The organism is Corynebacterium argentoratense DSM 44202 (assembly GCF_000590555.1).
GTDB classification, from domain to species: Bacteria; Actinomycetota; Actinomycetes; order Mycobacteriales; family Mycobacteriaceae; genus Corynebacterium; species Corynebacterium argentoratense.
Genome location: NC_022198.1, coordinates 866,445 through 892,687 on the forward strand (window position 1 = coordinate 866,445; position 26,243 = coordinate 892,687).

The following is a 26,243-nucleotide window of genomic DNA, read 5'->3' on the forward strand; positions in this document are numbered from 1 at the left end:
ATGAGCACACCCCAAGGCTTCTCTACATACGCGACCACCGCCGGCATCAAAGCCAGCGGCAACCCCGACATGGCCCTCATTATCAACAACGGTCCACGCTACGACGCAGCCGCAGTATTCAGCCGCAACAAAGTCGTCGCCTCACCGCTTAAACTCACCCGGAAACACGTAGCCGATGGTGTGCTTCGCGCGGTCTTGTTCAACTCCGGAAACGCCAACGCCTGCAACGGCGCACAAGGAGACGTCGATGCCGTCGCCTCAGTTGAGGCCGTCGCGCAGCAACTAGGGTGCGCAACCACCGACGTTGCCGCATGCTCCACGGGCCTCATCGGCGACGTCCTGCCCATGGATACCATCCACGCTGGCATCGACGCGATGTGCGCCGCAGCAACCGCAACTACGCCGACCGCAGGCGCCCAGTTGCACGTCAACGAAGGTCAAGACGCCGCAGCTCAAGCCATCATGACAACCGACACCGTGCCAAAACAAGCGCACAGTGACGGCGCGGGATTTCGAGTCTCAGGCATCGGCAAGGGGGTCGGCATGATGGCCCCGAGCCTCGCGACCATGCTGGTGACCGTCATGACCGACGCCGTGGCAACACCCGAGGCGCTGAGCAACGCGCTCAACAGCGCAGCCTTCACCACCTTCAACACCCTCGACATCGACGGCGCCACCAGCACCAACGACACCGTCATCGTCATGGCCTCCGGAGCTTCCGGGGTAGAGCCCAGCCAAGAAGAGCTCAACCGGACCATCCACGCAGTGTGCGCATCACTTGCCGATCAGATGCAGGCTGATGCTGAGGGAGTCACCAAGCGGGTGCGTGTAGAGGTCACTGGAACAACCACCGACGACATGGCAGTGGAAGCAGCCCGCACCGTCGCGCGCGACAACCTGTTCAAATGTGCAATGTTTGGTTCAGACCCCAACTGGGGTCGTGTGCTGGCAGCTGTTGGGATGGCGCCGGCTGACATGGACCCAGACAACATCAGCGTCAGCTTCAACGGTCATACCGTGTGTCGACATACCACCGGAACCCCCGACGCACGCGCCGTCGACCTGAGCGGTACCGACATCAGTGTCGTCATCGATCTTGGAACCGGTGGCAGCGGGCGGGGCTTCGTCCGCACTACCGACCTGTCCCACTCTTACGTGGAAATCAATTCGGCCTACTCGACCTAAACGTTCCAAACCCACACAGCAACCCAGGCTAGCGTATCTTCGCAGGCACAAGAGAAAGAACATCGCACACTAATGACTGACCTACCAGAAGCCCTCACCCCGCACATGCGGGCGACCGTCCTTGCGGAGGCGCTACCGTGGCTGCAACACCTGCGCGACAAAATCGTCGTCGTTAAGTACGGCGGCAACGCCATGGTCGATGAAGACCTCAAAGCAGCCTTCGCTGCAGACATGGTTTTTCTGCGCACCGTTGGGGCAAAGCCCGTGGTCGTGCATGGGGGAGGGCCTCAGATTTCCAGCATGCTTGAACGCGTGGGTCTCAAGGGCGAGTTCCTCGGAGGTTTCCGGGTAACCACCCCAGAGGTGATGGAAATCGTGCGCATGGTTTTGTTCGGCCAGGTCAACCGAGAACTCGTCGGCTTGATCAACTCGCACGGCCCCTACGCTGTAGGAACCAGCGGTGAAGACGCCGGCCTGTTTACTGCCACCAAACGGTTGGTGGAGGTCGAAGGCGAACTCACCGATATCGGCTTGGTTGGCGACATCGCCCACGTGGACGCAACCGCGCTCATGGACCTCATCGACGCTGGCCGGATCCCGGTGGTCTCGACTATCGCCCCGGATAATGCAGGCCAGGTGTACAACATCAACGCCGACACCGCGGCGGGTGCTCTAGCTGCTGCGATCGGTGCGGAGCGTTTGATCATCCTCACCAACGTCGAGGGGCTCTACACTGACTGGCCCGATAAATCCTCTCTGGTGTCCGAGCTGGACACCGCGCAGCTGGCCTCTATTCTTCCTAGCCTGGATTCCGGCATGATCCCGAAGATGGAGTCGTGCCTCGATGCTGTCAACGCAGGTGTTAAAGGTGCGCATGTTATCGACGGGCGTGTCGCTCACTCCGTGCTTCTTGAATTGTTGACGTCGGGCGGCATCGGCACCATGGTAACCCCCGCACCCCAAGGACAAAAGGACAACAACAATGCTTGATTCAACCGTGTGGCCCGACCATTTGATGAACAACTATGGCACCCCGCCCATCACCATCGACCACGGTGAGGGCTGCTACCTCGTCGACAGCAAAGGTCGTCGACACATCGACATGTTGGCAGGGATCGCAGTCAACGCCCTGGGGTACGGACACCCCGCCATTGTTGACGCCGTGAGCGCTCAGCTCGCACGCGGCAGCCATGTGTCCAATCTTTTCGCATCCGAACCACCTCTGGCACTCGCTAGCAAGCTGCGGGAGATCGTCGGCGAGGATTCTTCCCGTGTGTTCTTCTGCAACTCCGGCACCGAAGCGAACGAGGCCGCCTTTAAGCTAGCCAGGCTCACCGGAAGGCCTACGATTCTTGCCGCCGAGCACGGTTTTCACGGCCGCACCATGGGCTCGCTGGCACTGACGGGGCAGCCGGCAAAGCAAGCTCCCTTCGCGCCACTGCCCGGGGGCGTGGAGTACTACCCCTACGGCGACATAGACGCCCTTCGTCAGCGTGCGGACCTTGACCAGGTGGCCGCCATTTTCCTCGAACCCATTCAGGGTGAAACCGGCGTCATCCCAGCACCCGACGGTTTCCTCAAAGCCGTGCGCGAGCTCTGTGACGAGCACGGAATCCTCATGGTGTGCGATGAAGTGCAGACTGGCGTGGGGCGCACCGGAACATTCTTTGCCTACCAGCACGAACGCGGCGTCATTCCCGATATCATCACCATGGCCAAAGGTCTGGGCGGTGGACTACCCATCGGTGCAGTCATCGCCAGGGGAGCAGCAGCCGAACTATTCACCCCCGGCATCCATGGCACAACATTCGGCGGAAACCTTGCCGTCTGCGCCGCAGCACTTGTGGTCCTTGACGTGGTCAACACGCCAGAGTTCCTGGAATCCGTTCGCGACAAAGAACAACACCTACGCACTGCGCTGGAAGCCCTCGACGGCGTCGACCACGTGCGCGGCCGTGGACTCATGCTAGGAGTCGTGCTGAAGCAACCCTGCGCCAAGGAAGCAGTGACCGAAGGATTCAACCACGGAGTTATCCTCAACGCCCCCGCGGACAATGTCCTGCGACTCACACCCCCGCTGATCATCGATCAGCAACAGTGCGACGCAGCCATCGACGCAATCAGCACAACGCTGCAGACCGTGCAGTCAGCAACCAACTAGGAGAACAGCAGTGAGCACCTACAGCAACCTCCGGCACTTCCTCACGGACGATGACCTCACCCCACAAGAACAAACTGAGGTTCTGACCCTCGCGCGAGAACTCAAACAAGCCCCACTGTCCGCGCGCCCCTTGGAAGGCGGCCGAACAGTTGCCGTGCTATTCGACAAAACCTCCACCCGCACCCGCTTCAGCTTCGCCACCGCAATCTCCCACATGGGTGGCAGCGACATCACGGTAGACACCAGTGCTAGCCAAATGGGAAAAGGCGAAACCTACCAAGACACCGGGGCGGTGCTGTCCCGCTTCGTTGAAGCCATCGTCTGGCGTACCTACGCCCAAAGCAACCTAGAAGAGATGGCAGAAACCGCCACCGTACCCATCGTCAACGCGCTCACCGATGACTTCCACCCCTGCCAAATCCTCGCCGACCTGCAGACCTGCATTGAACACCTCTGCCCAGAACAAGGACCGGAAGGGCTGCGAGGACTCAAAGCTGTCTACCTCGGGGACGGAAACAACAACATGGCGAACAGCTATATGCTGGGCTTCGCCACAGCGGGAATGGACATCACCATTTGTGCACCCGAAGAATTCCAGCCGCAACAGCAATTCATCGACCGTGCACGGCAACGCGCCCAAGAAACCGGGGCTACTGTCACCGTGAGTGCAGATGTCGCCCAATCCGTAGCAGACGCACACGTCGTCATCACTGACACATGGGTATCAATGGGGATGGAAAACGATGGACTGGATCGCACCACCCCCTTCAAGCCCTACCAAGTCAACAGTGCCGTCATGGCGCAGGCCGACCCACAGGCGATCTTCCTGCACTGTTTGCCTGCATACCGTGGCAGCGAGGTAAGCGCCGATGTGATCGACGGGGACCAATCAGTTGTGTTTGATGAGGCTGAAAATCGCCTACATGCCCAGAAAGCCCTGTTGGTGTGGCTCATGGAGAAATCCCGATGAGCTCCAGTAGGGCTGCACGGCATCAGCACATCCTGAATCTGCTGGAACACCACGTTGTGCACAACCAGCAGCAACTGCAGTCATTGCTCGACGAAGCAGGGATGGCTGTCACTCAAGCGACTCTGTCCCGAGATCTCGACGAGCTGGGGATAATCAAAGTCAAACCCAGCGACGGCTCGGGTGCACGCTATGCCGTGCCACACAGTGATGCTCCCATAACTGAAGGCAGCAGCGGGCCCCGTGACAAGCTCCGTAAAGTTCTCGATGATCTACTGGTCAGTGCGGACTTCTCCGGAACTATGGCAGTGCTCAAGACCCCAGCCGGGGCCGCGCAATTCCTGGCCAGCTTCATCGACCGCGCTGCACTACATAACGCAGTGGGATGTATCGCAGGTGACGACACCATTTTTGTGCTAGCCCGCAGCCCCTATACAGGGGAGCAACTAGCTGAACAGCTGCGCACCGGTGAAGGACTCGAATAACCCCGACCGTGCTAGTGTGAGTTCTATGACAGTACGCGAAGTTGCTCAGTTCTTTATCAAAGAGGGATCCGAAGAAGACTTCAAGCAGGGGTGGGAGCGCGGCATCGTGCACATCCTCGAGTCCGAAGGTGTACACCGCGCTGAACTAACCCAGGGTGTAGAGACACCCACCTGGTTTGTCCTGCTTATCGAATGGGAGTCCCTCGACGCTCACCAAAAGTTCCGCGACTCCGAGAAGCTTGGGAAATGGCGCGGCGAAATCACCGAATACTTCGCCAAGCCCCCGCATGTGGAGCACGTGGTGCAGGTCGCAACACGCACTCCCTAAGCGCTATTCACCTTTAGGTTTTAGTTTTAATCGCCTCGAGGACCACTTCGCCGCCGCGTACGTTAACCCCCTGAGCCAAGTGCGGATTGGCATCAAGCGCGGCATCAACACCACCACATGTGCCGGCTCCACTCCGGCGATCCCGCCAAGTAGGACGCCGCGGGTCTGCAACAAGATTTGTGAGGCATGCTAAACAGACAAACGTCCAGCGATCTCACTCATTGGAGTGAGCAAAGGCAGGCCACCCACGACCTCAAGCAGTGCTGCGCCGGCAACCCAGCCAGGAACCACAAGCGACGATACAAGCACATGCCGAAGCGCATGCCCCCATGGCAACCGCGGCTGAAGAACCAACAGTGGTCAAGGGACTGACCAGGCCAGCGACCATGAACTGAGCAAAGCCCATCAATGCAGCTCCAGCTCCTGTACGCGGCGCGGCAGCGCTCTGGCCCAGGGCGGCGGAATTACCAAGAATGAAGCCCAACGTAGTGACCACGATGAATACCGTAGGAGCCAGAGTCCATAGCGAAGGCTGTGCGAGCGCGCAGCACAGAAGCAGCACACTGGCCGCCACCAACACCAATGAGGCGCGAAGCAAGAGCTGCTGGGGGCTGTGGGCTCGCAGCAGCCGGGCATTGAGGCCTGAACCGATGACTAAGCCAAAAGAATTCACGCCGAACAACAAGGAATAGGCCAGCTGGCTCATGCCTAACTGATCTTGAAAGACAAAGGGCGAGGCGCTGATGTAGGAAAATAAAGTGCCTAGACCGAAAGCGAAACTCAAGGTAACGGTGGTGAAAGCGGGAATCTTAAGCAAACCAACCATGCGGGTAATCGTCGTAGTTATTGGTTCTTGTTCCCTGCGTTCGGGCGTCAAAGTTTCTGGTACGAACAGTATTGCCGCCAACAGTTGAAGCGCATTGATAAAAGTCAACGCTATGAAAACTCCACGCCATCCCCCATGTGTGGCTAGTAGTCCGCCGGCCACGGGGGCGATGACGGGGGCGAGCCCCTGAATAGTCATCATGATGGAAAATGCGCGGGCGGCTTCGCTTCCATGGGTGATATCAGCAATCACGGATCGGGCGATGACAACGCATGCGCCGCTGCCGATGCCGAGTAAGATGCGGCCGCCGATGAGAACGGTAATAGTCGGAGCGAGCGCACAGAGAATCGAGGCGAAGACGGACAGGGCAGCACCCGACAGCAGTAGTGTTCGCCTTCCCAAACGGTCGGACAAGGGGCCGATGAATAGCTGCCCGAACCCCATCGCCATCATGAAACCACTGAGCGTGTAGGGCACCGCGGTGGTGCGGAGATCATCCGCGATGGCCGGGAACGTCGGCAAGTACATGTCGATCGCAAACGGTCCAGTGGCTGCTAGCAATGTCAAGCTGAGCAACATCGATCTGCTCATGCCACCTGGATGGGGTTGGCTGCTGTTGTGTGCTGTGGTGTTCGAGTCGTCTGTCACTACTGCCTCAAGGATCGGGAGTGATAAAAACCTGCGGGCTTTCTTGGAAGTGCTCACACATTAGCACGCGTGCGGTGGGAGTAGCGGCGAACAAGCTAAATGTATAATTTGCACTTACGTAAATATATGCGTTATTGTTCTGGGGGTAGATCGGCGGTAGCATGACTACCTAGCCGCAGCACGTGCAAACCCGCACAAACCTGCGTGAACAACTAATAAAAACTAGAGGAGCATCCCTTGAGCGCACGCGTCGTACTCGCATATTCCGGTGGCCTTGACACCTCCGTCGCCATCCCATACCTCGCCAAGATGACGGGCGGTGAGGTTATCGCCGTGTCTCTTGACCTTGGTCAGGGCGGCGAGGACATGGAGAGCGTTCGCCAGCGTGCCCTCGACTGTGGTGCAGTCGAATCCATCGTGATCGACGCCAAGGACGAATTCGCCAACGAATACTGCTTGCCGACCATCAAAGCGAACGGCATGTACATGAAGCAGTATCCCTTGGTTTCTGCAATTTCTCGCCCGCTCATTGTCAAGCACCTCGTGGAAGCAGCCAAGGAATTTGGCGGCACCCACGTCTCCCATGGCTGCACCGGAAAGGGCAATGACCAGGTGCGCTTCGAGGTTGGTTTCATGGACACCCATCCTGATCTCGAAATTATTGCTCCGGCTCGTGACTACGCCTGGACCCGCGACAAGGCCATCGCTTTCGCGGAAGAAATCAACCTCCCGATCGAGCAGTCTAAGAAGTCTCCGTTCTCCATTGACCAAAACGTGTGGGGTCGTGCAATCGAGACTGGCTTCCTTGAAGATCTCTGGAACCCCCCGACCAAGGATCTCTACGCTTACACCGAGGAGCCGACGCTGGGCAATGCCCCGGATGAGCTTGTCATCAGCTTCAAGGGCGGTAAGCCGGTTGCAATCGATAGCCGACCGGTAACGGTTCTGGAAGCAATCGAAGAGCTCAACCGCCGTGGTGGTGCCCAGGGCGTCGGTCGACTCGACATGGTCGAGGACCGCCTTGTCGGCATCAAGTCCCGTGAGGTTTACGAAGCCCCCGGCGCCATGGTCCTCATCGCCGCACACCAGGCTCTCGAAGACGTCACCATGGAGCGCGAGCTGGCACGATACAAGCGCCTGATCGACGCCCGTTGGTCTGAAGAGGTCTACGACGGTCTGTGGTTTGCCCCGCTGAAGCGTTCCCTCGACGCGTTCATCGAGTCCACTCAGGAGCACGTCACCGGCGACATCCGCTTGGTTTTGCACCAGGGGCGCATCACTGTCAATGGCCGCCGCTCCGAGGAGTCCCTCTACGACTTCAACCTGGCCACTTACGACACTGGCGACACCTTCGACCAGACGCTGGCCAAGGGCTTCGTGCAGCTGCACGGCCTGTCCTCCAAGATCGCGTGCAAGCGCGATCGCGAAGCTTAAGAACCTTTAAAGGACAACCATGTCGGAAGTGAACGCCGAAAACAATCCCGCCGCGCACGGCACAAACCAGGGTGCTCTGTGGGGTGGTCGATTCTCCGGCGGCCCCAGCGAGGCAATGTTTGCCCTGAGCGTGTCCACCCACTTTGACTGGGTGCTCGCCCCCTATGACGTCCTCGCGTCGAAGGCTCACGCGAAGGTGCTCAACAGGGCCGGTTTGCTCTCTGATGGCGACCTGGAGGCAATGCTCGACGGACTCACCACACTGGGCGAGCGCGTGGCTAGCGGCCAGTTCGTCCCGGAACCTACTGATGAGGATGTCCACGGCGCCATGGAGCGCGGACTCATCGACATTGTGGGCCCGGAGCTCGGTGGTCGTCTTCGCGCAGGTAGGTCCCGTAACGATCAGGTTGCGACACTGTTCCGCATGTGGGTTCGTGACGCCGTGCGTGACATCGCTGCCGATGTGAGCGACCTGGTGGATGCTCTGGCTGCTCAGGCAGCGGCGCATCCTGATGCGATCATGCCGGGAAAAACCCACTCGCAGGCGGCACAACCTGTGCTGTTGGCTCACCAACTCTTGGCCCACGCGCAGCCACTGCTGAGGGATATTGAGCGTCTTCGTGACCTGGATAAACGCCTGGCGGTCTCGCCCTATGGCTCGGGAGCTTTGGCTGGTTCCTCTCTGAAGTTGGATCCCGAGGCCATCGCAGCCGAATTGGGTTTTGACGCCGCGTGCGACAACTCGATCGACGGAACATCCTCGCGCGATTTCGCTTCAGAAACCGCCTTTGTTCTTGCTCAGATCGCGGTAGATATGTCGCGCTTGGCTGAAGAGATCATCTACTGGTGTACCCCCGAGTACGGCTATGTCACCTTGGATGATGCGTGGTCGACTGGGTCGTCGATTATGCCTCAGAAGAAAAATCCTGACGTCGCGGAGCTTACGCGCGGCAAGACGGGTCGCCTGATCGGCAACCTGGCTGGTTTGATGGCCACTTTGAAGGCCCAGCCGCTGGCTTACAACCGTGACCTGCAGGAAGACAAAGAACCGATCGTTGATTCAGTGGCGCAGCTCGGCCTGCTACTGCCGGCGATGACGGGACTCGTGTCCACGCTGGTGTTCCACACCGATCGCATGCACGAGCTAGCACCCGCAGGTTTTACGCTTGCTACTGACCTGGCAGAGTGGATGGTGCGCCAGGGAGTGCCCTTCCGGGAAGCCCACGAAGCTTCTGGTGCGTGCGTACGGTTGGCTGAAAGCCGCGGTTGCACCTTGAATGAGCTGACCGATGAGGATTTCGCCATGGTTGACCCCCGCCTGACGCCCTCAGTGAGGGAAGTGCTCACGGTAGAGGGCGCGGTGGCATCCAGGTCCACCCGCGGCGGCACCGCTGGACCTCGCGTCGCAGAGCAACGGCAGCGTGTTGAAGCGGCATCCGCCGAGCATCGACGCTGGGCCACGACACCCGTCCGCTAAATATAAAAAATCCCCCGATACGGCAGAAGTTCAGAAGTTCAGAAATTTCGCCACCGGGGGATTTTTTGTGTCTTTACAGTGTGGCAAGCCTTCTGATGGCTTCCTCCAACACGTCGTCCTTTTTACAGAAAGCAAAACGCACCAAATGCGAAAACCTGGATGCATCTTTAGAGGAGGCAAAAGCAGACACTGGAATGGCAACCACACCGGCATCCAACAGTGGGCCTAGGCAGAAATCCTCAGCCGACGCGACGTCATACTTATCCATCAGAGCGGACACATCAGCGACGATATAGTAGCCCCCCAAAGTATCCCAGGTGCTCATGCCCGCCTGCTCCAATGCGCTGCGCAGACGATCCCGCCGCACCTGCAGACTGTTGGCTAGATCCTCAGTCCAGTCTGACTCATTGTCTAGTGCGTAGGCGACAGCCAGCTGCACGGGGCTCACACCCACGAAAGACATAAACTGTTTCGCCGCAAGCACCCCATCGATGAGGTCCTTCGGAGCAAGAGCCCACCCCGTTTTCCACCCGGTGACGTTAAAACACTTCGCGGCGGAAGACACCGTGATCGTTCGTTCACGCATGCCAGACAAAGAGGCGATGGGGATGTGTGCCTCATCGAAGGCGAGCTTTTCGTACACCTCGTCGGACAAGACCAGAAGATCATGCTCGATAGCTACTCGAGCAATGGCATCAAGATCCCGAGCCCCGAGCATGGTGCCGGTGGGGTTGTGGGGACTGTTGATGATAATCATCGCTGTCTTGTCCGTGATTGCCGCGCGCAGGGCATCTTCATCGACCCCAAAGCGCGTGCCATGAGCTTCCAGCGCGACCGGAACGAACGAGGCACCAGCCAGAGCGACCGCCGCCGGGTAGGAATCAAAGTAGGGCTCGAGGGCGATGACTTCAGCCCCGGGCTCGACGAGCCCCAGAATTGACGCCGTTAGGCCCTCTGTCGCACCGACGGTGACGAGCACTTCGGTGTCGGGGTCGTATTCAGCGCCGTAGGAACGGAAGCGATCATCGGCGATGGCTTGCCGCAACTCAGGAAAACCGCGGCCGGGTGCGTATTGGTTATTTCCGGATGCGATTTCTTTTTGTGCGCGTTCAAGCATGGCTGCCGGGCCGTCAGCATCTGGAAAACCCTGACCCAGGTTGATGGCCTGGTGCTTAATCGCGAGTTGTGTCATTGTGGAGAAAATGGTTTCGCCTAGGTGTGATAACCGCTGGACAACCATCAGCAACCTCCGGAAATACGTAGATGAATTAACGAGGGCCCGTTGACGCGCAATGCCTGCGCGACGGTGTCTTGAAGGGTGTCAATGTTTTGCGGAAAATCCGCGCGCGCCGAAGGCCTCCGCTAACTTTACCCAGTCGGGTTGACAGAGGTTCACAGCGATGGGCTCTATGCCGCGTTCGATTTCGTTGTTGCAGATTTCGCCATATCCGCCGCTGTCGACGCAGATGATTGGCAGATCGAGGTTGTTTTCTACGGCCGTCATGATTTTTTGTATGGCGAACATGAGGGCGCCGTCGCCAAGGAGACAAATAACTGGTCGGTCGGGGGCCGCTACTTTTGCGCCGATCGCACGGCCTTCGTTGTCGAGGGCGTCGAAGACTTCCCGGAGGTCGCGTTTCGGCTTTGGCATTGTCACGAGCGCAGACATTCACAGGCTTGGCATAGACGAAGTGGGTGCCCTGCTGCGTGAACATATCGGTTCCAAACCGCTGTATATTTCCTTGGACATTGATGTACTGGACCCCGCTTATACCCCGGGAACCGGAACACCGGAGCCTGTGGTCGTATGCGCCGGAAAACCTGATTTACTTCGGAAGCTTCTCGAAGGTGTTTAGCCCCGGTGTTCGCGTGGGCTGGATGGTCGCGCCGAAGGATGTCCGCGGGTATGCACAGATTGAGTCGGAATTTGTGACAATTTGCGCATCCGTTTTGTCCCAACGAATCGTCGCCGAGTTCATGGGAGGTGATCTGTGGATGAAATACACCAGCCAGACAAGCAAGTTATGTAAGCAACGGCGTGACGCGGTGATCGAGGCGATCAGGAGCTACCTGCCTGAAGGCACAATTGCCACCGTTCCCGACGGAGGATTCTTCACCTGGGTGACGCTCCCATCGAAGGAGGGAGAAGTAGTCGACGTCGAGGAACTGCTGCACAAGGCGATTGACCGCGGGGTCGTATTTGTACCAGGCAGTGCTTTCTTCTCAGATCCGCACGACGGCGCCGGAACCCTGCGTATAGCCTTTTCTTACGGGGAGCTAGAAACCCTCGCGGAAGGCGTCCGCAGACTTAGACAAGCCCTCAAAGACTAAGCAGTGGGGGCAGGCGGGTAGCATTGCATACCATGACGATTGATCAGAAGCTACTTGACGTGTTGGCTTGCCCCCAAGACAAAGGGCCGCTGAGCTATGACGAAGCCCACCAGGTACTGGTCAATGATCGGCTCGGAATTGCCTATCGTATTGACGACGGTATCCCGGTGATGCTCGCAGACGAAGCAATCACCTGGCCCCCGACTGCCTAAAAAGTCAGCACTCTAGAGAAAGATGATGTTTTCCCTAATGTCTAACGACACCACTGCGCCAGCACACACGAACATTATTGATGAACTCAGCTGGCGTGGACTGATTAATCAATCCACTGACCTTGACGCTTTGCGTGAAGCTGCTGAGCAACCAATCACGCTGTATTGCGGATTCGATCCGACCGGCCCCTCGCTCCATGCCGGTCACCTCGTTCCACTGTTGATGCTTCGTCGATTCCAAAAAGCCGGTCACACCCCAATCGCCCTCGCCGGTGGTGCCACAGGAATGATCGGCGACCCTCGCGATGTGGGGGAGCGCAGCATGCTGTCGGAGGAGACAATCCAGGACAACATCGAGCGCATTAAAGTTCAGCTCGCGCGTTTCGTTGATTTCGGTTCCACTGGTGACGGTGGAGAGGGCAAGGCTGTATTAGTAAACAATGCGGATTGGACCCGCGGGTTGGATGTGATTTCTTTCCTCCGGGATGTGGGTAAGCATTTCTCTTTGAACACGATGCTGAACCGAGAGACGGTGAAGCGCCGTCTCGATAACGACGGTATTTCCTACACCGAGTTTTCCTACATGCTCTTGCAGTCGAATGACTACGTGCACCTGCACCGGGATTTTGGCTGTGATTTGCAGATCGGTGGCGGTGACCAGTGGGGCAATATCGTGTCGGGTGTGGATCTTGTCCGCCGCGTAACCGGCGACAGTGTACATGCGTTGACGGTGCCGTTGGTCACGGATTCCGAAGGTAACAAGTTCGGCAAGTCGACGGGCGGGGGCAAGCTGTGGCTAGACCCGGAGATGACAAGTCCGTACGCCTGGTACCAGTACTTCCTTAACGCTGCGGACGCGGATGTTATTAAGTACTTGCGTTGGTTCACCTTCCTCAGCAAGGAAGAGCTGGATGCGTTGGCCGCGGAAGTCGAGGAGCGCCCCTTTAAGCGTGAAGCTCAGCGTCGTTTGGCTAGAGAGATGACCAACTTGGTCCATGGCGTTGAAGCCACTGATGCGGTGGAGTTGGCGGCTCAGGCGCTGTTCGGTAAGGCGGATTTGGCTGAGCTCGATGAGAAGACGCTTGCTGCTGCTTTGGCTGAGGCTGGTGTTGTCGAGCTTGAGGCAGCCGGCTCCCGTTCGGTCGTAGATGTCGTTGTTGCTTCTGGCTTGTGCGCATCCAAGGGCGAAGCCCGACGCACCATCAAGGAGGGCGGCTGCTATGTCAATAATGAGCGTGTTGCTGATGAAGATGCCACGATCGATGACGCCGCGTTGTTGTCTGGCGGTTACGTAGTGTTGCGCAGGGGAAAGAAGAACTTCGCTGGGGCCCGCTTCGTGTAGCGAGTGTCTGTTGTGTTCTTCAGCGCCGGCTTGATACGCCGGCGCTTTTTTTATTTATAGGGCACAGTGTCGGTAATTTTTCACCTCTGGCCTGGGGGTTTGTGTGTTTGGTGTGGGGTGTGTAAATTTATCGGGGTCGCTACGGCAGCTGGTTGCACGGTTTTGTGCAGTTTGGTGGTTGTGGTGGTGTTGTTTGAGAACTCAATAGTGTGCCAATGTACTTTTTTAAGTGTTTTTTTCATGCGCCATGGCATTTTTCCGTCACACTGTGTTGTGGTGGTTGTGTTGTGGTGTTTGTTGTTTGTGTGTACCAGCAGCTTGCGCTTGGATGCCCTTTTTGTGGGTGTGTTTGTGTGGTTGGCTGTGTAAATATGAACTGTTTTGGTTGTGGTGGTTTTTCCTCGTCGGATGCGCCATGATCGTGTTTTTTGCCGGTTTTTACTGGTTGCTAGGTTTTGGCTCTGTCATTTTTTTGATGCTTTTGGGCTGATTTTTTATGGAGAGTTTGATCCTGGCTCAGGACGAACGCTGGCGGCGTGCTTAACACATGCAAGTCGAACGGAAAGGCCTAAGCTTGCTTGGGTACTCGAGTGGCGAACGGGTGAGTAACACGTGAGTGATCTGCCCTCAACTTCGGGATAAGCCTGGGAAACTGGGTCTAATACTGGATAGGACCATCCTTTAGTGTGTGATGGTGGAAAGTTTTTTCGGTTGGGGATGAGCTCGCGGCCTATCAGCTTGTTGGTGGGGTAATGGCCTACCAAGGCGTCGACGGGTAGCCGGCCTGAGAGGGTGTACGGCCACATTGGGACTGAGACACGGCCCAGACTCCTACGGGAGGCAGCAGTGGGGAATATTGCACAATGGGCGGAAGCCTGATGCAGCGACGCCGCGTGAGGGATGACGGCCTTCGGGTTGTAAACCTCTTTCGACAGGGACGAAGCTTTTGTGACGGTACCTGTATAAGAAGCACCGGCTAACTACGTGCCAGCAGCCGCGGTAATACGTAGGGTGCGAGCGTTGTCCGGAATTACTGGGCGTAAAGAGCTCGTAGGTGGTTTGTCGCGTCGTCTGTGAAATTCCGGGGCTTAACTCCGGGCGTGCAGGCGATACGGGCATAACTTGAGTGCTGTAGGGGAGACTGGAATTCCTGGTGTAGCGGTGAAATGCGCAGATATCAGGAGGAACACCGATGGCGAAGGCAGGTCTCTGGGCAGTAACTGACGCTGAGGAGCGAAAGCATGGGGAGCGAACAGGATTAGATACCCTGGTAGTCCATGCCGTAAACGGTGGGCGCTAGGTGTAGGGGACTTCCACGTCTTCTGTGCCGTAGCTAACGCATTAAGCGCCCCGCCTGGGGAGTACGGCCGCAAGGCTAAAACTCAAAGGAATTGACGGGGGCCCGCACAAGCGGCGGAGCATGTGGATTAATTCGATGCAACGCGAAGAACCTTACCTGGGCTTGACATATACAGGATCGCTGCAGAGATGTAGTTTCCCTTGTGGTCTGTATACAGGTGGTGCATGGTTGTCGTCAGCTCGTGTCGTGAGATGTTGGGTTAAGTCCCGCAACGAGCGCAACCCTTGTCTTATGTTGCCAGCACACTWTGGTGGGGACTCATGAGAGACTGCCGGGGTTAACTCGGAGGAAGGTGGGGATGACGTCAAATCATCATGCCCCTTATGTCCAGGGCTTCACACATGCTACAATGGTCGGTACAACGCGCTGCGAGCCTGTGAGGGTGAGCGAATCGCTGAAAGCCGGCCTCAGTTCGGATTGGGGTCTGCAACTCGACCCCATGAAGTCGGAGTCGCTAGTAATCGCAGATCAGCAACGCTGCGGTGAATACGTTCCCGGGCCTTGTACACACCGCCCGTCAAGTCACGAAAGTTGGTAACACCCGAAGCCAGTGGCCTAACCCTTGTGGAGGGAGCTGTCGAAGGTGGGATCGGCGATTGGGACTAAGTCGTAACAAGGTAGCCGTACCGGAAGGTGCGGCTGGATCACCTCCTTTCTAAGGAGTTTATTRTTTTTTGTGTGGAACACGCATTGTTTTTGGGTGGATGCACACCCTCACCAAGTGGTGGTGGGGTTGCAGCAGACGGTAAGGCATGGAAAGAAATTGTTTGGTGTTTCACACTGCTTWRAGAAAAGGGTGCGTTGGTGCATTGTTGGGTGTCTGGAACAGCACTTGTCGCTTTGTGTGTGGCGTGTTGTTTCTTGCTCCATGTGGGGTTGCTGGCCGTGATGGTGGTTGGTGATTGTGTGTGGGGTGTGTTGTTTGAGAACTGTATAGTGGACGCGAGCATCTTTATTTTTTGATTTTGCCTTGTAAGTGTTTTTTGTGTGTGTTGTAAGGGCACACGGTGGATGCCTTGGCAACTTAAGCCGATGAAGGACGTGGTAGGCCGCGATAGGCCTCGGGGAGCTGTCAAACGAGCGTTGATCCGAGGGTGTCCGAATGGGGAAACCCAGCTGTCGTTATGGGCGGTTACCCATCACTGAACGTGTATAGGTGGTGTGGAGGTTACGCGGGGAAGTGAAACATCTCAGTACCCGTAGGAAGAGAAAACAATTGTGATTCCGCTAGTAGTGGCGAGCGAACGTGGATGATGGCTAAACTGCGTGCGTGTGATACCCGGCAGGGGTTGCGTGCGTGGGGTTGTGGGAGCATAACGTCGAGGATCTGCCGGTTCTTGGTTACGTGATAGTCGCGCATGCTAGGTGAAGTGGATTGGAATGTCCCGCCGTAGACGGTGAGAGCCCGGTAGGTGAAAGTGTGTGTGTGGTAATGGTTGTGTTTCCCGAGTAGCAGCGGGCTCGTGGAATCTGCTGTGAATCTGCCGGGACCACCCGGTAAGCCTGAATACTTAAGTTGACCGATAGCGGATGAGTACCGTGAGGGAATGGTGAAAAGTACCCCGGGAGGGGAGTGAAATAGTACCTGAAACCGTGTGCTTACAATCCGTCAGAGCGCCCTTGTGTGGTGTGATGGCGTGCCTTTTGAAGAATGAGCCTGCGAGTCAGCGGCATGTCGCGAGGTTAACACGTGTGTGGTAGCCGTAGGGAAACCGAATCCTAATGAGGGTGAATGAGTGGCATGTCCTGGACCCGAAGCGAAGTGATCTACCCATGGCCAGTGTGAAGCAGCTGTAAGAGGTTGTGGAGGCGCGAACCCACTTAGGTTGAAAACTGAGGGGATGAGTTGTGGGTAGGGGTGAAAGGCCAATCAAACTTCGTGATAGCTGGTTCTCCCCGAAATGCATTTAGGTGCAGCGTCGTGTGTTTCTTGCCGGAGGTAGAGCTACTGGATGGTTTAGCGGGACCAACATCTTAGCGACATCAGCCAAACTCCGAATGCCGGTAAGTGAGAGCACGGCAGTGAGACTGCGGGGGATAAGCTTCGTAGTCGAGAGGGAAACAGCCCAGATCGCCGGCTAAGGCCCCTAAGCGTGTACTAAGTGGAAAAGGATGTGGGATCGCGAAGACAACCAGGAGGTTGGCTTAGAAGCAGCCATCCTTGAAAGAGTGCGTAATAGCTCACTGGTCGAGTGGTTCTGCGCCGACAATGTAGTGGGGCTCAAGTACACCGCCGAAGCCGCGGCRCTCAYAYKTTTGTGTGTGGGTGGGTAGGGGAGCGTCGTGCATAATGTGAAGCCGCCGAGTGATCGTTGTGGTGGAGTGTGTGCGAGTGAGAATGCAGGCATGAGTAGCGAATGATGAGTGAAAAACTCATCCGCCGGATGACCAAGGGTTCCTGGGTTAAGCTAATCTTCCCAGGGTGAGTCGGGACCTAAGGCGAGGCCGACAGGCGTAGTCGATGGACAACCAGTTGATATTCTGGTACCCGGATGGAAGCGCCCGTGGTGAATCAGTGATACTAACCGCCCTGAAGCCTGATGGCAGTCTTTTGGATTGTTGTTGGTGTGGATGCGTGGGATCTGATCTGGTAGTAGCCAAGCGATGGTGTGACACAGGAAGGTAGCCGAGCCACTGAGTGGATTGTGGTGTAAGCGTGTAGCCCGCATGGTAGGTAAATCCGCTGTGCATGGTGGGTGAGGCGTGATGCGTACCCCTTGTTGGGGGATGTTGGTGATCCTATGCTGTCGAGAAAAGCATCTAGCGATGTTTCCATCTGGCCCGTACCCCAAACCGACACAGGTGGTCAGGTAGAGAATACTAAGGCGATCGGGTGAACTGTGGTTAAGGAACTCGGCAAAATGCCCCCGTAACTTCGGGAGAAGGGGGACCACTGCTGGTGACAGACTGGTTTTGAGCTGGTGGTGGTCGCAGAGAATAGAGGGAAGCGACTGTTTACTAAAAACACAGGTCCATGCGAAGACGATAAGTCGATGTATATGGACTGACGCCTGCCCGGTGCTGGAAGGTTAAGAGGACCTGTTAGTCACTTTGGTGGCGAAGCGGAGAATTTAAGCCCCAGTAAACGGCGGTGGTAACTATAACCATCCTAAGGTAGCGAAATTCCTTGTCGGGTAAGTTCCGACCTGCACGAATGGCGTAACGACTTCCCTGCTGTCTCAACCACAGGCCCGGCGAAATTGCAGTACGAGTAAAGATGCTCGTTACGCGCGGCAGGACGAAAAGACCCCGGGACCTTCACTATAGCTTGGTATTGATATTCGGTTCGGTTTGTGTAGGATAGGTGGGAGACTGTGATCACATGACGCCAGTTSTGTGGGAGTCGTTGTTGAAATACCACTCTGGTCGTATTGGATATCTKAACCTCGGCCCATGATCTGGGTTAGGGACAGTGCCTGGTGGGTAGTTTAACTGGGGCGGTTGCCTCCTAAAGAGTAACGGAGGCGCCCAAAGGTTTCCTCAGCCTGGTTGGCAATCAGGTGGTGAGTGTAAGTGCACAAGGGAGCTTGACTGTGAGACTGACAGGTCGAGCAGGTACGAAAGTAGGGACTAGTGATCCGGCACTGGCTTGTGGAAGCGGTGTCGCTCAACGGATAAAAGGTACCCCGGGGATAACAGGCTGATCTTCCCCAAGAGTCCATATCGACGGGATGGTTTGGCACCTCGATGTCGGCTCGTCGCATCCTGGGGCTGGAGTAGGTCCCAAGGGTTGGGCTGTTCGCCCATTAAAGCGGCACGCGAGCTGGGTTTAGAACGTCGTGAGACAGTTCGGTCTCTATCCGCCGCGCGCGTAGAAACTTGAGAAAGGCTGTCCCTAGTACGAGAGGACCGGGACGGACGTACCTCTAGTGTGCCAGTTGTCACGCCCGTGGCATGGCTGGTTGGCTACGTACGGAAGGGATAACCGCTGAAAGCATCTAAGCGGGAAGCCTGTTTCGAGATAAGGTTTCATGAATCAGGTGCCCTCTAGACTAGGGGGTTGATAGGCCAGAGCTGGAAGCGTAGTAATGCGTGTTGAGGTGACTGGTACTAATGCGCCGAACACACCCAAAACACCCATCCGTTGATGATGGGGGGTTGCTTACAACGGTGTTTAGCTCGAATGTATTGAATGTTTGCGTCCACTATGCAGTGTCTGAAACAGCACACCTAGCATCGCCTTGTGGGGTGTTGGTTGTGTCGGTGGTTGATGGCGGTGAGGATACGCCCGGTCCCTTTCCGAACCCGGAAGCTAAGCTCACCTGCGCCGATGGTACTGCACACGGGAGTGTGTGGGAGAGTAGGTCGCCGCCGGCCTAAAACAAAAAACAATAATTATATACAGTCTTGATTGTTGGGAAGGCGTCACTTGTTTGTTCGGTGGCGTCTTCCCTTCTTTTTATGTGTGGCCATTACATGGGGTATTTCTCCGGTGGTGTTGGCTGGTTGGATTAGCGGTGTGTGGGGTTGGCGGGTAGCATTGGGGGGTTAGTTGACGGGTTGTTGCCGTTGTGGATTAGTTGGAAGGTGTGGGTATGGGCGAGGGCTTTGGTTCTGATCGTGGTCGGGGTCGTGGGGATTCTGGTCGTGGTGGGCGTCCTTGGGAGGGGCGTGGTGATCGTCGTGATCGTGCGTGGGGTGAGCGTGAGGATCGTCGTGGTGATGGGGCTGCGGGGCGTCGTGATGATAGGCGTGGTGGGCGTCGTGATGATGCTCGTGACGCTGGTCGTGGTGGGCGTTTTGACCGTCGTGGGGGTGGGCGACGTCAGCATGCGCAGCGTGGGGGTGCGGACCGTCCCGAGCGTCGTACTGGTCCGCAGCGGAGTGGGTTCCGTGAGGAGCGGATTATGAAGCGGCAGAATGATCCTGATATCCCGGGTGATATTTCGGCTAAGGATTTGGATCCGAGTGTGTTGCAGGATCTTCGTAGTTTGTCGAAGGATAATGCGGATACTGTTGCTCGTCATATGGTGATGGCTGCTATTTGGATGGAGGATGATCCTCAGTTGGCGTTGCGGCATGCGCGGGCGGCTAAGGATCGTGCGGGGCGTGTGTCTGTGGTTCGTGAGACCGCGGGTATCGCTGCGTATCATGCGGGTGAGTGGAAGGAGGCTTTGACTGAGCTTCGTGCCGCGCGTCGTATTAGTGGTGGTCCTGGGATGTTGGCTGTGATGGCTGATTGTGAGCGGGGGTTGGGGCATCCCGAGAAGGCTTTGGAGCTTGGGCGTACTGAGGATCTTAGTGGTTTGGATGATGATTCTCGGGTGGAGTTGGCTATTGTTTTGGCTGGTGCGCGTGCTGATATGGGGGATTTTGATTCGGCGGTCGTTGAGCTGAAGAGTGTTGGTTTGGAGGATACTCGTAGCGATATTACGTCTATGCGTTTGTTTTATGCGTTTGCTGATTGTTTGGTGCAGGCTGGTCGTGGGGATGAGGCTCGCGAGTGGTTTTTGCGTTCTGCGGAGTTAGATACTGAGGGTGTGTTGGATGCGCGTGAGCGTGCTGCGGATTTAGAGTCTTAGTTTTTCGGCTGAGTTGAAGGGTTTGTGTTTGTATGAGTGCTGCTGCTCTTTCGGATGCTCATGATGCGTTGTTGTTGGATTTGGATGGCACGGTGTGGGAGGGGGGTCGTGCTATTCTGGGTGCAGTTGAGGCGATTGTGGGTTCGGGGGTTGCGGCGCTGTATGTGACGAATAATGCTTCTCGTGCTCCGGGGGTGGTGGCGGAGATGTTGCGTGGGATTGGATTGGGGGCTGATTCACGCGACGTCATTACGTCTGCTGAGGCTGCTGTGGAGTTGGTGGCGTCTCGAATTCCTGCTGGTTCGCGGGTGCTTGTTTTGGGTTCTGATTCTTTTAAGGATATTGCTCGTTCTGCGGGTTTTGATGTGGTGGATTCGGCGGATGCTGAGCCTGCTGCTGTGTTGCACGGGCATAATCCGGCGACGGGTTGGGCTGAGTTGTCTGAGGCTGCTTTGGCTATTCGGGCTGGTGCTGTGTATGTGGCGTCTAATGTGGATTCGACGTTGCCGATGGAGCGCGGTTTGATGGTGGGGAATGGTTCGATGGTTGCGGCGGTGACGCATGCGACGGGGGTTGTTCCGGATAGTGCGGGTAAGCCTGCTGCGGCGATGTTTCATAGTGGTGTGCGGCGGGTGGGGGCTTCGGCACCGTTGGCGGTGGGGGATCGTTTGGATACGGATATTGCGGGTGCGGTGGCTGCTGGTATTCCGTCGTTGCATGTGTTGACGGGGGTGAGTGGTTTTTATGATTTGTGTGCTGCTTCTGCGGAGCAGCGGCCGGTGTATGTTGGTGCGGATATGAGTGCGCTTGGGTGTTCTGCGGGTGTGTTGTCGGTGGGGCAGCAGGGTGGTTTTTCTGCTGCTGTGGTTGCGCAGGATGCTTCGGGGCATCGGGTTGTTGAGTTGTCTTTTGATGCTGACGCCGCGGGAGTGTGGGCTGCGTCGGTTCCTGAGGCTCAGGTTGGTTCTGCTGTGAATGTTTCGCCGCAGTTGTGTGCGCTGCGTACGGTGTTGGCGGTGTTGTGGGAGAGTTCTGCTGCTACGAGTGTGGAAGTTCGCCCGGCTGATGATGCCAGTGCGCGTGCGTTGGAGGCATGGTGGTAGTTCCGCTTCCGCGGGATCCGCGGGCTGCGTTGGTTGACCCGGTGGTGGTGCGTGAGCAGTTTGATGCTTGCGTTGAGGCTGGCGACCTAGATCAGGCGCATGCTGTGTTGAGTGCGGCTTTGCAGGGGGAGCGTTATGATGCGCAGGGTTGATGTTGTGTTGGTGGAACGTGGGTTGTGTCGTTCGCGTGAGGCTGCGCGTAGTGCGGTTCTTGAGGGGCGTGTGCGTGTTGATGGTTTGGTGGTGCGTAAGCCTTCTGTGAAGGTGTTGTCGGGCGCTGACGTTTGTGTTGAGGGGCAGGAGGATGTGTGGGCGTCTCGGGGGGCGTTCAAGTTGTTGTCGGCTTTCGAGGTTTTTGAGCCTCAGGGTTTGAGTGTGCGTGGCCGTAGGGTGTTGGATGCTGGTGCGTCGACGGGGGGTTTTACAGATGTCGTGTTGTCTAAGGGCGCGCGTGAGGTGGTTGCTGTTGATGTTGGGCATGACCAGTTGATTCCTCGATTGGTGGGGGATCCTCGGGTGCTTAATTTGGAGGGCACTAATTTGCGGGGTATTACCCCGGAGCTGTGCGGTGGGGTGTGTGATGCGATGGTGGGGGATGTGTCGTTTATCAGTTTGCGTTTGGTGCTGCCTGCGATTGCTGAGTGTTTGGAGGTGGGGGCTGATGCGTTGCCGATGGTGAAGCCTCAGTTCGAGGTGGGCAAGGATCGCGTTGGGGCGGGTGGGGTTGTTCGTGATCCTGCGTTGCGGCATGAGGCGGTGATGGATGTGGTGCGTTGCGCTGTGTCTTTGGGTTTTGAGTGTCGTGGTGTTGTCGCGTCGGCTGTTCCTGGGCCTAGCGGGAATGTTGAGTTTTTCCTGTGGTTGCGCAAGGTCTCTGGTAGTGTGCAGGTCGATGTGGCGCAGATTGAGCGCCAGGTCGCGACTGCGATTGAGGAAGGCCCGCAATAGGATGAGTGTTGGACAAGCTGAGCGTGCTGTGTTGCTGGTTGCGCACACTGGGCGCCGCGCGAATTTAGAGTCTGCGGGCAAGGCTGCTGTTCTTCTTGACGCCGCGGGGATTGCGGTTCGAGTGTTGGATTCTGGGCATCCGGGGGTGTTGGAGCAGGATCCAGTGTTGTCGCGTTTTCAGCGGGTCGAGCATGAACCTAGTGCTACTGATGGGGTCGAGTTGGTGTTGGTGTTGGGGGGTGACGGTACTTTTTTGAGGGGCGCTGATCTTGCGCATCAGGCGGATTTGCCTGTTCTTGGAATCAACTTGGGTCATGTTGGTTTTTTGGCGGAGTGGGAAAGCGACAGCCTTGATGAGGCAATTTTGCGGGTGATTGCTGGTGATTACGATATTGAGGATCGTATGACCCTTGATGTTGTGGTCAGGGACGAGAATCGTCGTGTGTTGTCGACTGGGTGGGCGTTGAACGAGGTGTCGGTGGAAAACACGAATCGTCGTGGTGTGTTGGATGCGATTTTGGAGGTGGATGCCCGCCCTGTGAGCTCGTTTGGTTGCGATGGTGTGTTGGTGTCTACGCCTACAGGCTCTACCGCTTACGCTTTTTCTGCTGGTGGTCCTGTGGTGTGGCCTGAGCTTGATGCCATGGTGGTTGTCCCGAATAACGCGCATGCTTTGTTTGCTAAGCCGCTGATCGTGAGCCCCCACAGTCAGGTGGCTGTTGAGTCTTTGTCTGATGCGAGTGCGGCGATTGCGATTATGGATGGTTTCCGCACGGCGGATATGCCACCTGGTTCTCGCATCGAGGTGTGCCGTGGGAAGCGCCCCGTGCGGTGGGTTCGTTTGGACCATACACCGTTTACTGACCGTCTGGTGACTAAGTTCCGGTTGCCTGTGACAGGTTGGCGCGGTCCAGAATAAGACGCATGGGTACAATCGTGCCCATGCTCACTGAAATCACCATTGATAATCTTGGCGTGATCTCGCATGCGACTGCCGAGTTTTCGTCGGGCTTAAGTGTTGTCACTGGTGAGACCGGTGCTGGTAAGACAATGGTGGTCTCCAGTTTGCGTTTGTTGTGCGGCAGTCGAGCGGATGCTTCGAGGGTGCGTAGCGGGGCGGATCGTGCGGTTGTTGAGGGGAGGTTTTCGACCTCGGGGTTGGGCGACGCTGCGCGCGGCCGGGCAGAGGCTGTGGTTGAGGGGGCCGGTGGCGTTGCGGATGACAATGGGGAGTTTATTGCTCTTCGGACGGTGACCTCTGCGGGGCGTTCAAAGGCCCATTTGGGCGGACGGAGTGTTCCTGCGGCTGCGTTGAAGGAATTTTCGGAGCAGCTGATCACCGTCCATGGCCAGAATGACCAGTTGCGGCTGCTTGCTGCGGACCAGCAGCGCGCTGCGGTAGATGCACAGGTGGGGGATGTTTTCAACCGCTATGAGGCGGCGTGGTCGGAATACCGTCGTTTGGCGAAAGATCTTCAGGAACGGACGTTGAAGCGGCGGGAATTAGCGCAGGAGATCGATCGTTTGCGTTTCGCGATTGATGAAATTGACGCTGTGGCGCCGGCGTCTGGGGAAGACGCGGAACTGGTGGAGCTTATTCGCAGGCTTCAGGACGTCGATACGGTGCGTGAGCAGGCCGTGACTGCTCTGCATGCCATTGATGGCGCAGACGGTGGCGGGTTTGATGATTCTTCTCCGGCGTCTGATTTATTGGGCCAGGCAGCTGCGGCGTTGGCTGGTGATGACCCTGAGCTCGCGCAATTGTCGGAGCAACTGTCGGATATTACTTCGCAGTTGGGTGATATCAGCGTGGCCTTGGGGAGTTTTTTGTCGGGCTTGCCGAGTGACCCATCCGAACTGGATCGATTATTGCAGCGTCAGGGCGAGATTAAGTCTTTGACGCGTAAGTACGCCCCGGATTGCGAAGGCGTGGTGGCGTGGCGCGCAAAGGCTGCTCAACGGTTGGAAAAGATTGATGTGTCTAGTGATGCCTTGGACAAGCTGGAAAAGGAGGTCCAAAGCGCGCATAAAGAAGCGCTGGCCTTGGCTAAGCAGCTGAGCAAAGCCCGTCAGGGGGTCGCTGCGCGTTTGTCGAAGCAGGTGACTGCCGAGCTTGCGGGTTTGGCCATGGGCAAGTCTCGTTTCGAGGTTGCTGTGTCGACGGTGGAGCTTGGGCCCCATGGAATTGATGAGGTCGAGTTTCGTTTGGCGTCTATGCCGGGGGCTGAGGCGCGACCGCTTGCATCTTCGGCGTCGGGTGGTGAATTGTCACGAGTGATGCTGGCCCTGGAGCTTTTCCAAGGTGCGGACACTCGAGGCGCAACTTTGGTTTTCGATGAGGTCGATGCAGGTGTAGGAGGTGTCGCTGCGGTGGAAATTGGCCGTAGGTTGGCGCAGCTGGCGAAAAACAACCAGGTGATTGTGGTGACGCACTTGCCGCAGGTGGCGGCCTATGCGGATATGCATTTGCATGTGTCGAAGCATGTGGGGGATGACACTGTCACCTCGGGTGTGGAGGAGCTCTCCCGCGAACGGCGGATCGAGGAGCTATCTCGTATGCTTGCCGGCCTGGCGGATACCGAGACTGGGCGCGCGCACGCAGAGGAATTGTTGGACCGCGCGCAGCAGGAGTGCGCGGAAATGCGGGCGGGTTAGGGCGCGCCTCCGCCGTTTGTTGGATGGGGCGGACCACAATTGCGTACATGAGTCTGTTTTCCCGCAACTCCGATTTGCCGGGCCTCCATGCCACTGCCCGTGAATGCAGCCCCCACGCTAAGGGTTTGAAAAAGCTAAGCGAGGGTGAGATCGCGGTAGTCAACGCCCCGGATATCAGTCGAGCTTTCGCCGAGACCCTGGTCGCTGCACGTCCTGCGGCGGTGGTGAACACGGCGTCATTTAGCAGTGGGCGCGTGCCTAATGTGGGGCCGCAACTGTTGCTGGATGCTGGAATTACTCTTGTTGACGCCGCGGGAAGCGAGCTGTGGTCGCAGTTCAAGGATGGCAAAAAGGCTCGCTTAACCGACGACGGCCAATTGTTCTACGGCGAGAAGCTCATCGCCGGCGGCACCGTGTTGACTGTTGCTGATGCTGTGGCGAGTTTCGACGATGCCCAGCAGTCGCTGATCGACCACATGGAAGCCTTCTTTGGTAATACCATCCAGTTCATTCATTCTGAATCGCCGCTGTTGATCGATGGCCTGGGTATTCCGGACACGACGGTGGATATTGATGGCAAGAAAGTCATCATTGTGAGCCCGGGGGCCGGCCATGAGGAGGAGCTCAAGGGGCTCAAGTACTTCATCCGCGAGTATGAGCCGGTGATCATCGCGGTAGATTCGGCGGCAGACACGGTGGTGGAGCACGGTGTGACCCCTGATCTGATCGTGGGTAATCCTTCGGGTATCGGCTCCGAGGCGTTGCGTAGCGGTGCGCGGGTGGTGTTGCCCGCAGCCCCTGACGGGCACGCTGAGGGCTTGGAACGCATCCAGGACCTTGGTATTGGTGCGGTAACGTTCCCGGCCGCTAGTGATTCCGCAACTGACCTGGCTCTGCTTCTGGCGCAGTACCATGGGGCCGACATGATTGTTAGCTGCGGTGCCCCGGTGGATTTGGATGCCATGTTGCGCGGCGACCTGGAGGCGACCCCTTCAGCGTTGTTGTCCCGGATGAAGGTGGGCGGCAAGTTGGTCGATGCTCGCACCGTGGCCCATTTGTATTCGGTGCGTACGCCGGCGACTGTCAGCTGGTTGTGGGCGGCATTGGGGATCATTGTTGCTCTGGCGGTGATAATCCTTATTGCTGGTACAGCGGGTGACGGTAGTTTCGTTGATAATTTGATTGATACGTGGAATAACGTGGCCCTGTCTGTACAGGGTTGGTTCCGCAGTATGTTTGGCAAGTAGGAAGAGCTGTTG

General features: G+C 57.2%; 21 protein-coding genes, 3 rRNA genes and 1 pseudogene. 22 read left to right on the top strand and 3 right to left on the bottom strand.

Annotated features, from left to right (window positions below; translation table 11 throughout):
- From argJ to CARG_RS04255, 6 genes are all read left to right on the top strand, one after another.
- Window positions 1-1,185, top strand: a complete 1,185-nt coding sequence (argJ, locus tag CARG_RS04230; RefSeq protein WP_020976166.1) for a bifunctional glutamate N-acetyltransferase/amino-acid acetyltransferase ArgJ — start codon at window positions 1-3, stop codon at window positions 1,183-1,185.
- Window positions 1,186-1,257: 72 nt separating this feature from the next.
- Entirely contained in the window at window positions 1,258-2,175 is a 918-nt protein-coding gene (gene argB, locus CARG_RS04235) for an acetylglutamate kinase (protein WP_020976167.1), read from the top strand.
- A complete protein-coding gene (locus CARG_RS04240) occupies window positions 2,168-3,346 on the top strand; it encodes an acetylornithine transaminase (RefSeq protein ID WP_020976168.1) in 1,179 nt (392 codons plus the stop codon). The genes argB and CARG_RS04240 overlap by 8 nt, the downstream gene beginning before the upstream one ends.
- Before the next feature lie 10 nt (window positions 3,347-3,356).
- Window positions 3,357-4,316, top strand: a complete 960-nt coding sequence (gene argF, locus CARG_RS04245; RefSeq protein ID WP_020976169.1) for an ornithine carbamoyltransferase — start codon at window positions 3,357-3,359, stop codon at window positions 4,314-4,316.
- On the top strand, window positions 4,313-4,798 hold the full coding sequence (gene argR / locus CARG_RS04250; protein ID WP_020976170.1) for an arginine repressor: 486 nt from the start codon (window positions 4,313-4,315) through the stop codon (window positions 4,796-4,798). Before argF ends, argR begins: the two co-directional genes overlap by 4 nt.
- Before the next feature lie 25 nt (window positions 4,799-4,823).
- Window positions 4,824-5,126, top strand: a complete 303-nt coding sequence (locus tag CARG_RS04255; protein WP_020976171.1) for a putative quinol monooxygenase — start codon at window positions 4,824-4,826, stop codon at window positions 5,124-5,126.
- A 253-nt stretch (window positions 5,127-5,379) separates the two neighbouring features.
- On the opposite strand, the gene CARG_RS04260 is transcribed toward CARG_RS04255, so the two are convergent.
- Entirely contained in the window at window positions 5,380-6,543 is a 1,164-nt protein-coding gene (locus CARG_RS04260) for a multidrug effflux MFS transporter (protein WP_041746977.1), read from the bottom strand.
- Window positions 6,544-6,837: 294 nt separating this feature from the next.
- Between CARG_RS04260 and CARG_RS04265 the strand changes: the two genes are divergently transcribed.
- Window positions 6,838-8,034 (top strand): argininosuccinate synthase, encoded by a 1,197-nt coding sequence (locus CARG_RS04265; protein WP_020976173.1) that lies wholly within the window; start codon window positions 6,838-6,840, stop codon window positions 8,032-8,034.
- Between the two features lie 19 nt (window positions 8,035-8,053).
- Window positions 8,054-9,511, top strand: a complete 1,458-nt coding sequence (argH, locus tag CARG_RS04270; RefSeq protein ID WP_020976174.1) for an argininosuccinate lyase — start codon at window positions 8,054-8,056, stop codon at window positions 9,509-9,511.
- Between the two features lie 73 nt (window positions 9,512-9,584).
- Here the strand turns inward: argH and CARG_RS04275 are convergent, their stop codons facing one another.
- Window positions 9,585-10,751 carry a pyridoxal phosphate-dependent aminotransferase gene (locus CARG_RS04275; RefSeq protein ID WP_020976175.1) on the bottom strand — a complete coding sequence of 389 codons (1,167 nt, stop codon included), beginning with the start codon at window positions 10,749-10,751 and terminating at the stop codon, window positions 9,585-9,587.
- A gap of 81 nt (window positions 10,752-10,832) precedes the next feature.
- Window positions 10,833-11,180, bottom strand: coding sequence for a thiamine pyrophosphate-dependent enzyme (locus CARG_RS10445; protein ID WP_020976176.1), 348 nt, complete (start codon window positions 11,178-11,180; stop codon window positions 10,833-10,835).
- Here CARG_RS10445 and CARG_RS10725 point away from each other — a divergent pair.
- From CARG_RS10725 to steA, 14 genes and pseudogenes are all read left to right on the top strand, one after another.
- Window positions 11,146-11,307, top strand: a pseudogene (locus CARG_RS10725) (arginase family protein); the annotation flags it as partial. The gene CARG_RS10445 and the pseudogene CARG_RS10725 overlap by 35 nt on opposite strands.
- Window positions 11,264-11,842 carry an aminotransferase class I/II-fold pyridoxal phosphate-dependent enzyme gene (locus CARG_RS04285; protein ID WP_081761601.1) on the top strand — a complete coding sequence of 193 codons (579 nt, stop codon included), beginning with the start codon at window positions 11,264-11,266 and terminating at the stop codon, window positions 11,840-11,842. The pseudogene CARG_RS10725 and the gene CARG_RS04285, both read left to right, overlap by 44 nt.
- A gap of 32 nt (window positions 11,843-11,874) precedes the next feature.
- Window positions 11,875-12,054: a Trm112 family protein gene (locus tag CARG_RS04290; protein WP_020976178.1), complete on the top strand. Its 180-nt coding sequence runs from the start codon at window positions 11,875-11,877 to the stop codon at window positions 12,052-12,054.
- A gap of 37 nt (window positions 12,055-12,091) precedes the next feature.
- Window positions 12,092-13,396 (top strand): tyrosine--tRNA ligase, encoded by a 1,305-nt coding sequence (gene tyrS / locus CARG_RS04295; RefSeq protein ID WP_020976179.1) that lies wholly within the window; start codon window positions 12,092-12,094, stop codon window positions 13,394-13,396.
- A gap of 493 nt (window positions 13,397-13,889) precedes the next feature.
- Window positions 13,890-15,411: ribosomal RNA gene (locus tag CARG_RS04300) — 16S ribosomal RNA — on the top strand.
- A gap of 329 nt (window positions 15,412-15,740) precedes the next feature.
- Window positions 15,741-18,831 (top strand): 23S ribosomal RNA (locus CARG_RS04310).
- 124 nt (window positions 18,832-18,955) lie between these two features.
- Window positions 18,956-19,073, top strand: a 5S ribosomal RNA gene (gene rrf, locus CARG_RS04315).
- The 16S, 23S and 5S rRNA genes sit together here, the layout of an rRNA operon.
- 203 nt (window positions 19,074-19,276) lie before the next feature.
- Entirely contained in the window at window positions 19,277-20,278 is a 1,002-nt protein-coding gene (locus CARG_RS04325; protein WP_407637011.1) for a tetratricopeptide repeat protein, read from the top strand.
- A 32-nt stretch (window positions 20,279-20,310) separates the two neighbouring features.
- Complete coding sequence (locus CARG_RS04330; RefSeq protein ID WP_020976183.1) at window positions 20,311-21,381, top strand: HAD hydrolase-like protein; 1,071 nt, start codon at window positions 20,311-20,313, stop codon at window positions 21,379-21,381.
- Entirely contained in the window at window positions 21,372-21,533 is a 162-nt protein-coding gene (locus CARG_RS10230; RefSeq protein ID WP_020976184.1) for a hypothetical protein, read from the top strand. The genes CARG_RS04330 and CARG_RS10230 overlap by 10 nt, the downstream gene beginning before the upstream one ends.
- Window positions 21,517-22,329: a TlyA family RNA methyltransferase gene (locus CARG_RS04335; protein WP_020976185.1), complete on the top strand. Its 813-nt coding sequence runs from the start codon at window positions 21,517-21,519 to the stop codon at window positions 22,327-22,329. Before CARG_RS10230 ends, CARG_RS04335 begins: the two co-directional genes overlap by 17 nt.
- A 1-nt stretch (window position 22,330) precedes the next feature.
- A complete protein-coding gene (locus CARG_RS04340) occupies window positions 22,331-23,248 on the top strand; it encodes an NAD kinase (RefSeq protein ID WP_020976186.1) in 918 nt (305 codons plus the stop codon).
- Between the two features lie 23 nt (window positions 23,249-23,271).
- Complete coding sequence (gene recN, locus CARG_RS04345; protein ID WP_041747409.1) at window positions 23,272-24,984, top strand: DNA repair protein RecN; 1,713 nt, start codon at window positions 23,272-23,274, stop codon at window positions 24,982-24,984.
- A 38-nt stretch (window positions 24,985-25,022) separates the two neighbouring features.
- A complete protein-coding gene (steA, locus tag CARG_RS04350) occupies window positions 25,023-26,231 on the top strand; it encodes a putative cytokinetic ring protein SteA (RefSeq protein ID WP_144198661.1) in 1,209 nt (402 codons plus the stop codon).
- Window positions 26,232-26,243: the final 12 nt, after the last annotated feature.

Excerpts from the sequence above, each read along its gene's own strand:
- argJ (WP_020976166.1), top strand. The coding sequence starts at position 1 with ATGAGCACACCCCAAGGCTTCTCTACATACGCGACCACCGCCGGCATC.
- argB (WP_020976167.1), top strand. The coding sequence starts at position 1,258 with ATGACTGACCTACCAGAAGCCCTCACCCCGCACATGCGGGCGACCGTC.
- CARG_RS04240 (WP_020976168.1), top strand. The coding sequence starts at position 2,168 with ATGCTTGATTCAACCGTGTGGCCCGACCATTTGATGAACAACTATGGC.
- argR (WP_020976170.1), top strand. The coding sequence starts at position 4,313 with ATGAGCTCCAGTAGGGCTGCACGGCATCAGCACATCCTGAATCTGCTG.
- CARG_RS04255 (WP_020976171.1), top strand. The coding sequence starts at position 4,824 with ATGACAGTACGCGAAGTTGCTCAGTTCTTTATCAAAGAGGGATCCGAA.
- CARG_RS04260 (WP_041746977.1), bottom strand. The coding sequence starts at position 6,543 with ATGAGCAGATCGATGTTGCTCAGCTTGACATTGCTAGCAGCCACTGGA.
- argH (WP_020976174.1), top strand. The coding sequence starts at position 8,054 with ATGTCGGAAGTGAACGCCGAAAACAATCCCGCCGCGCACGGCACAAAC.
- CARG_RS04275 (WP_020976175.1), bottom strand. The coding sequence starts at position 10,751 with ATGGTTGTCCAGCGGTTATCACACCTAGGCGAAACCATTTTCTCCACA.
- CARG_RS10445 (WP_020976176.1), bottom strand. The coding sequence starts at position 11,180 with ATGTCTGCGCTCGTGACAATGCCAAAGCCGAAACGCGACCTCCGGGAA.
- CARG_RS04285 (WP_081761601.1), top strand. The coding sequence starts at position 11,264 with ATGTACTGGACCCCGCTTATACCCCGGGAACCGGAACACCGGAGCCTG.
- CARG_RS04290 (WP_020976178.1), top strand. The coding sequence starts at position 11,875 with ATGACGATTGATCAGAAGCTACTTGACGTGTTGGCTTGCCCCCAAGAC.
- tyrS (WP_020976179.1), top strand. The coding sequence starts at position 12,092 with ATGTCTAACGACACCACTGCGCCAGCACACACGAACATTATTGATGAA.
- CARG_RS04330 (WP_020976183.1), top strand. The coding sequence starts at position 20,311 with ATGAGTGCTGCTGCTCTTTCGGATGCTCATGATGCGTTGTTGTTGGAT.
- CARG_RS10230 (WP_020976184.1), top strand. The coding sequence starts at position 21,372 with ATGGTGGTAGTTCCGCTTCCGCGGGATCCGCGGGCTGCGTTGGTTGAC.
- CARG_RS04335 (WP_020976185.1), top strand. The coding sequence starts at position 21,517 with ATGATGCGCAGGGTTGATGTTGTGTTGGTGGAACGTGGGTTGTGTCGT.
- CARG_RS04340 (WP_020976186.1), top strand. The coding sequence starts at position 22,331 with ATGAGTGTTGGACAAGCTGAGCGTGCTGTGTTGCTGGTTGCGCACACT.
- recN (WP_041747409.1), top strand. The coding sequence starts at position 23,272 with ATGCTCACTGAAATCACCATTGATAATCTTGGCGTGATCTCGCATGCG.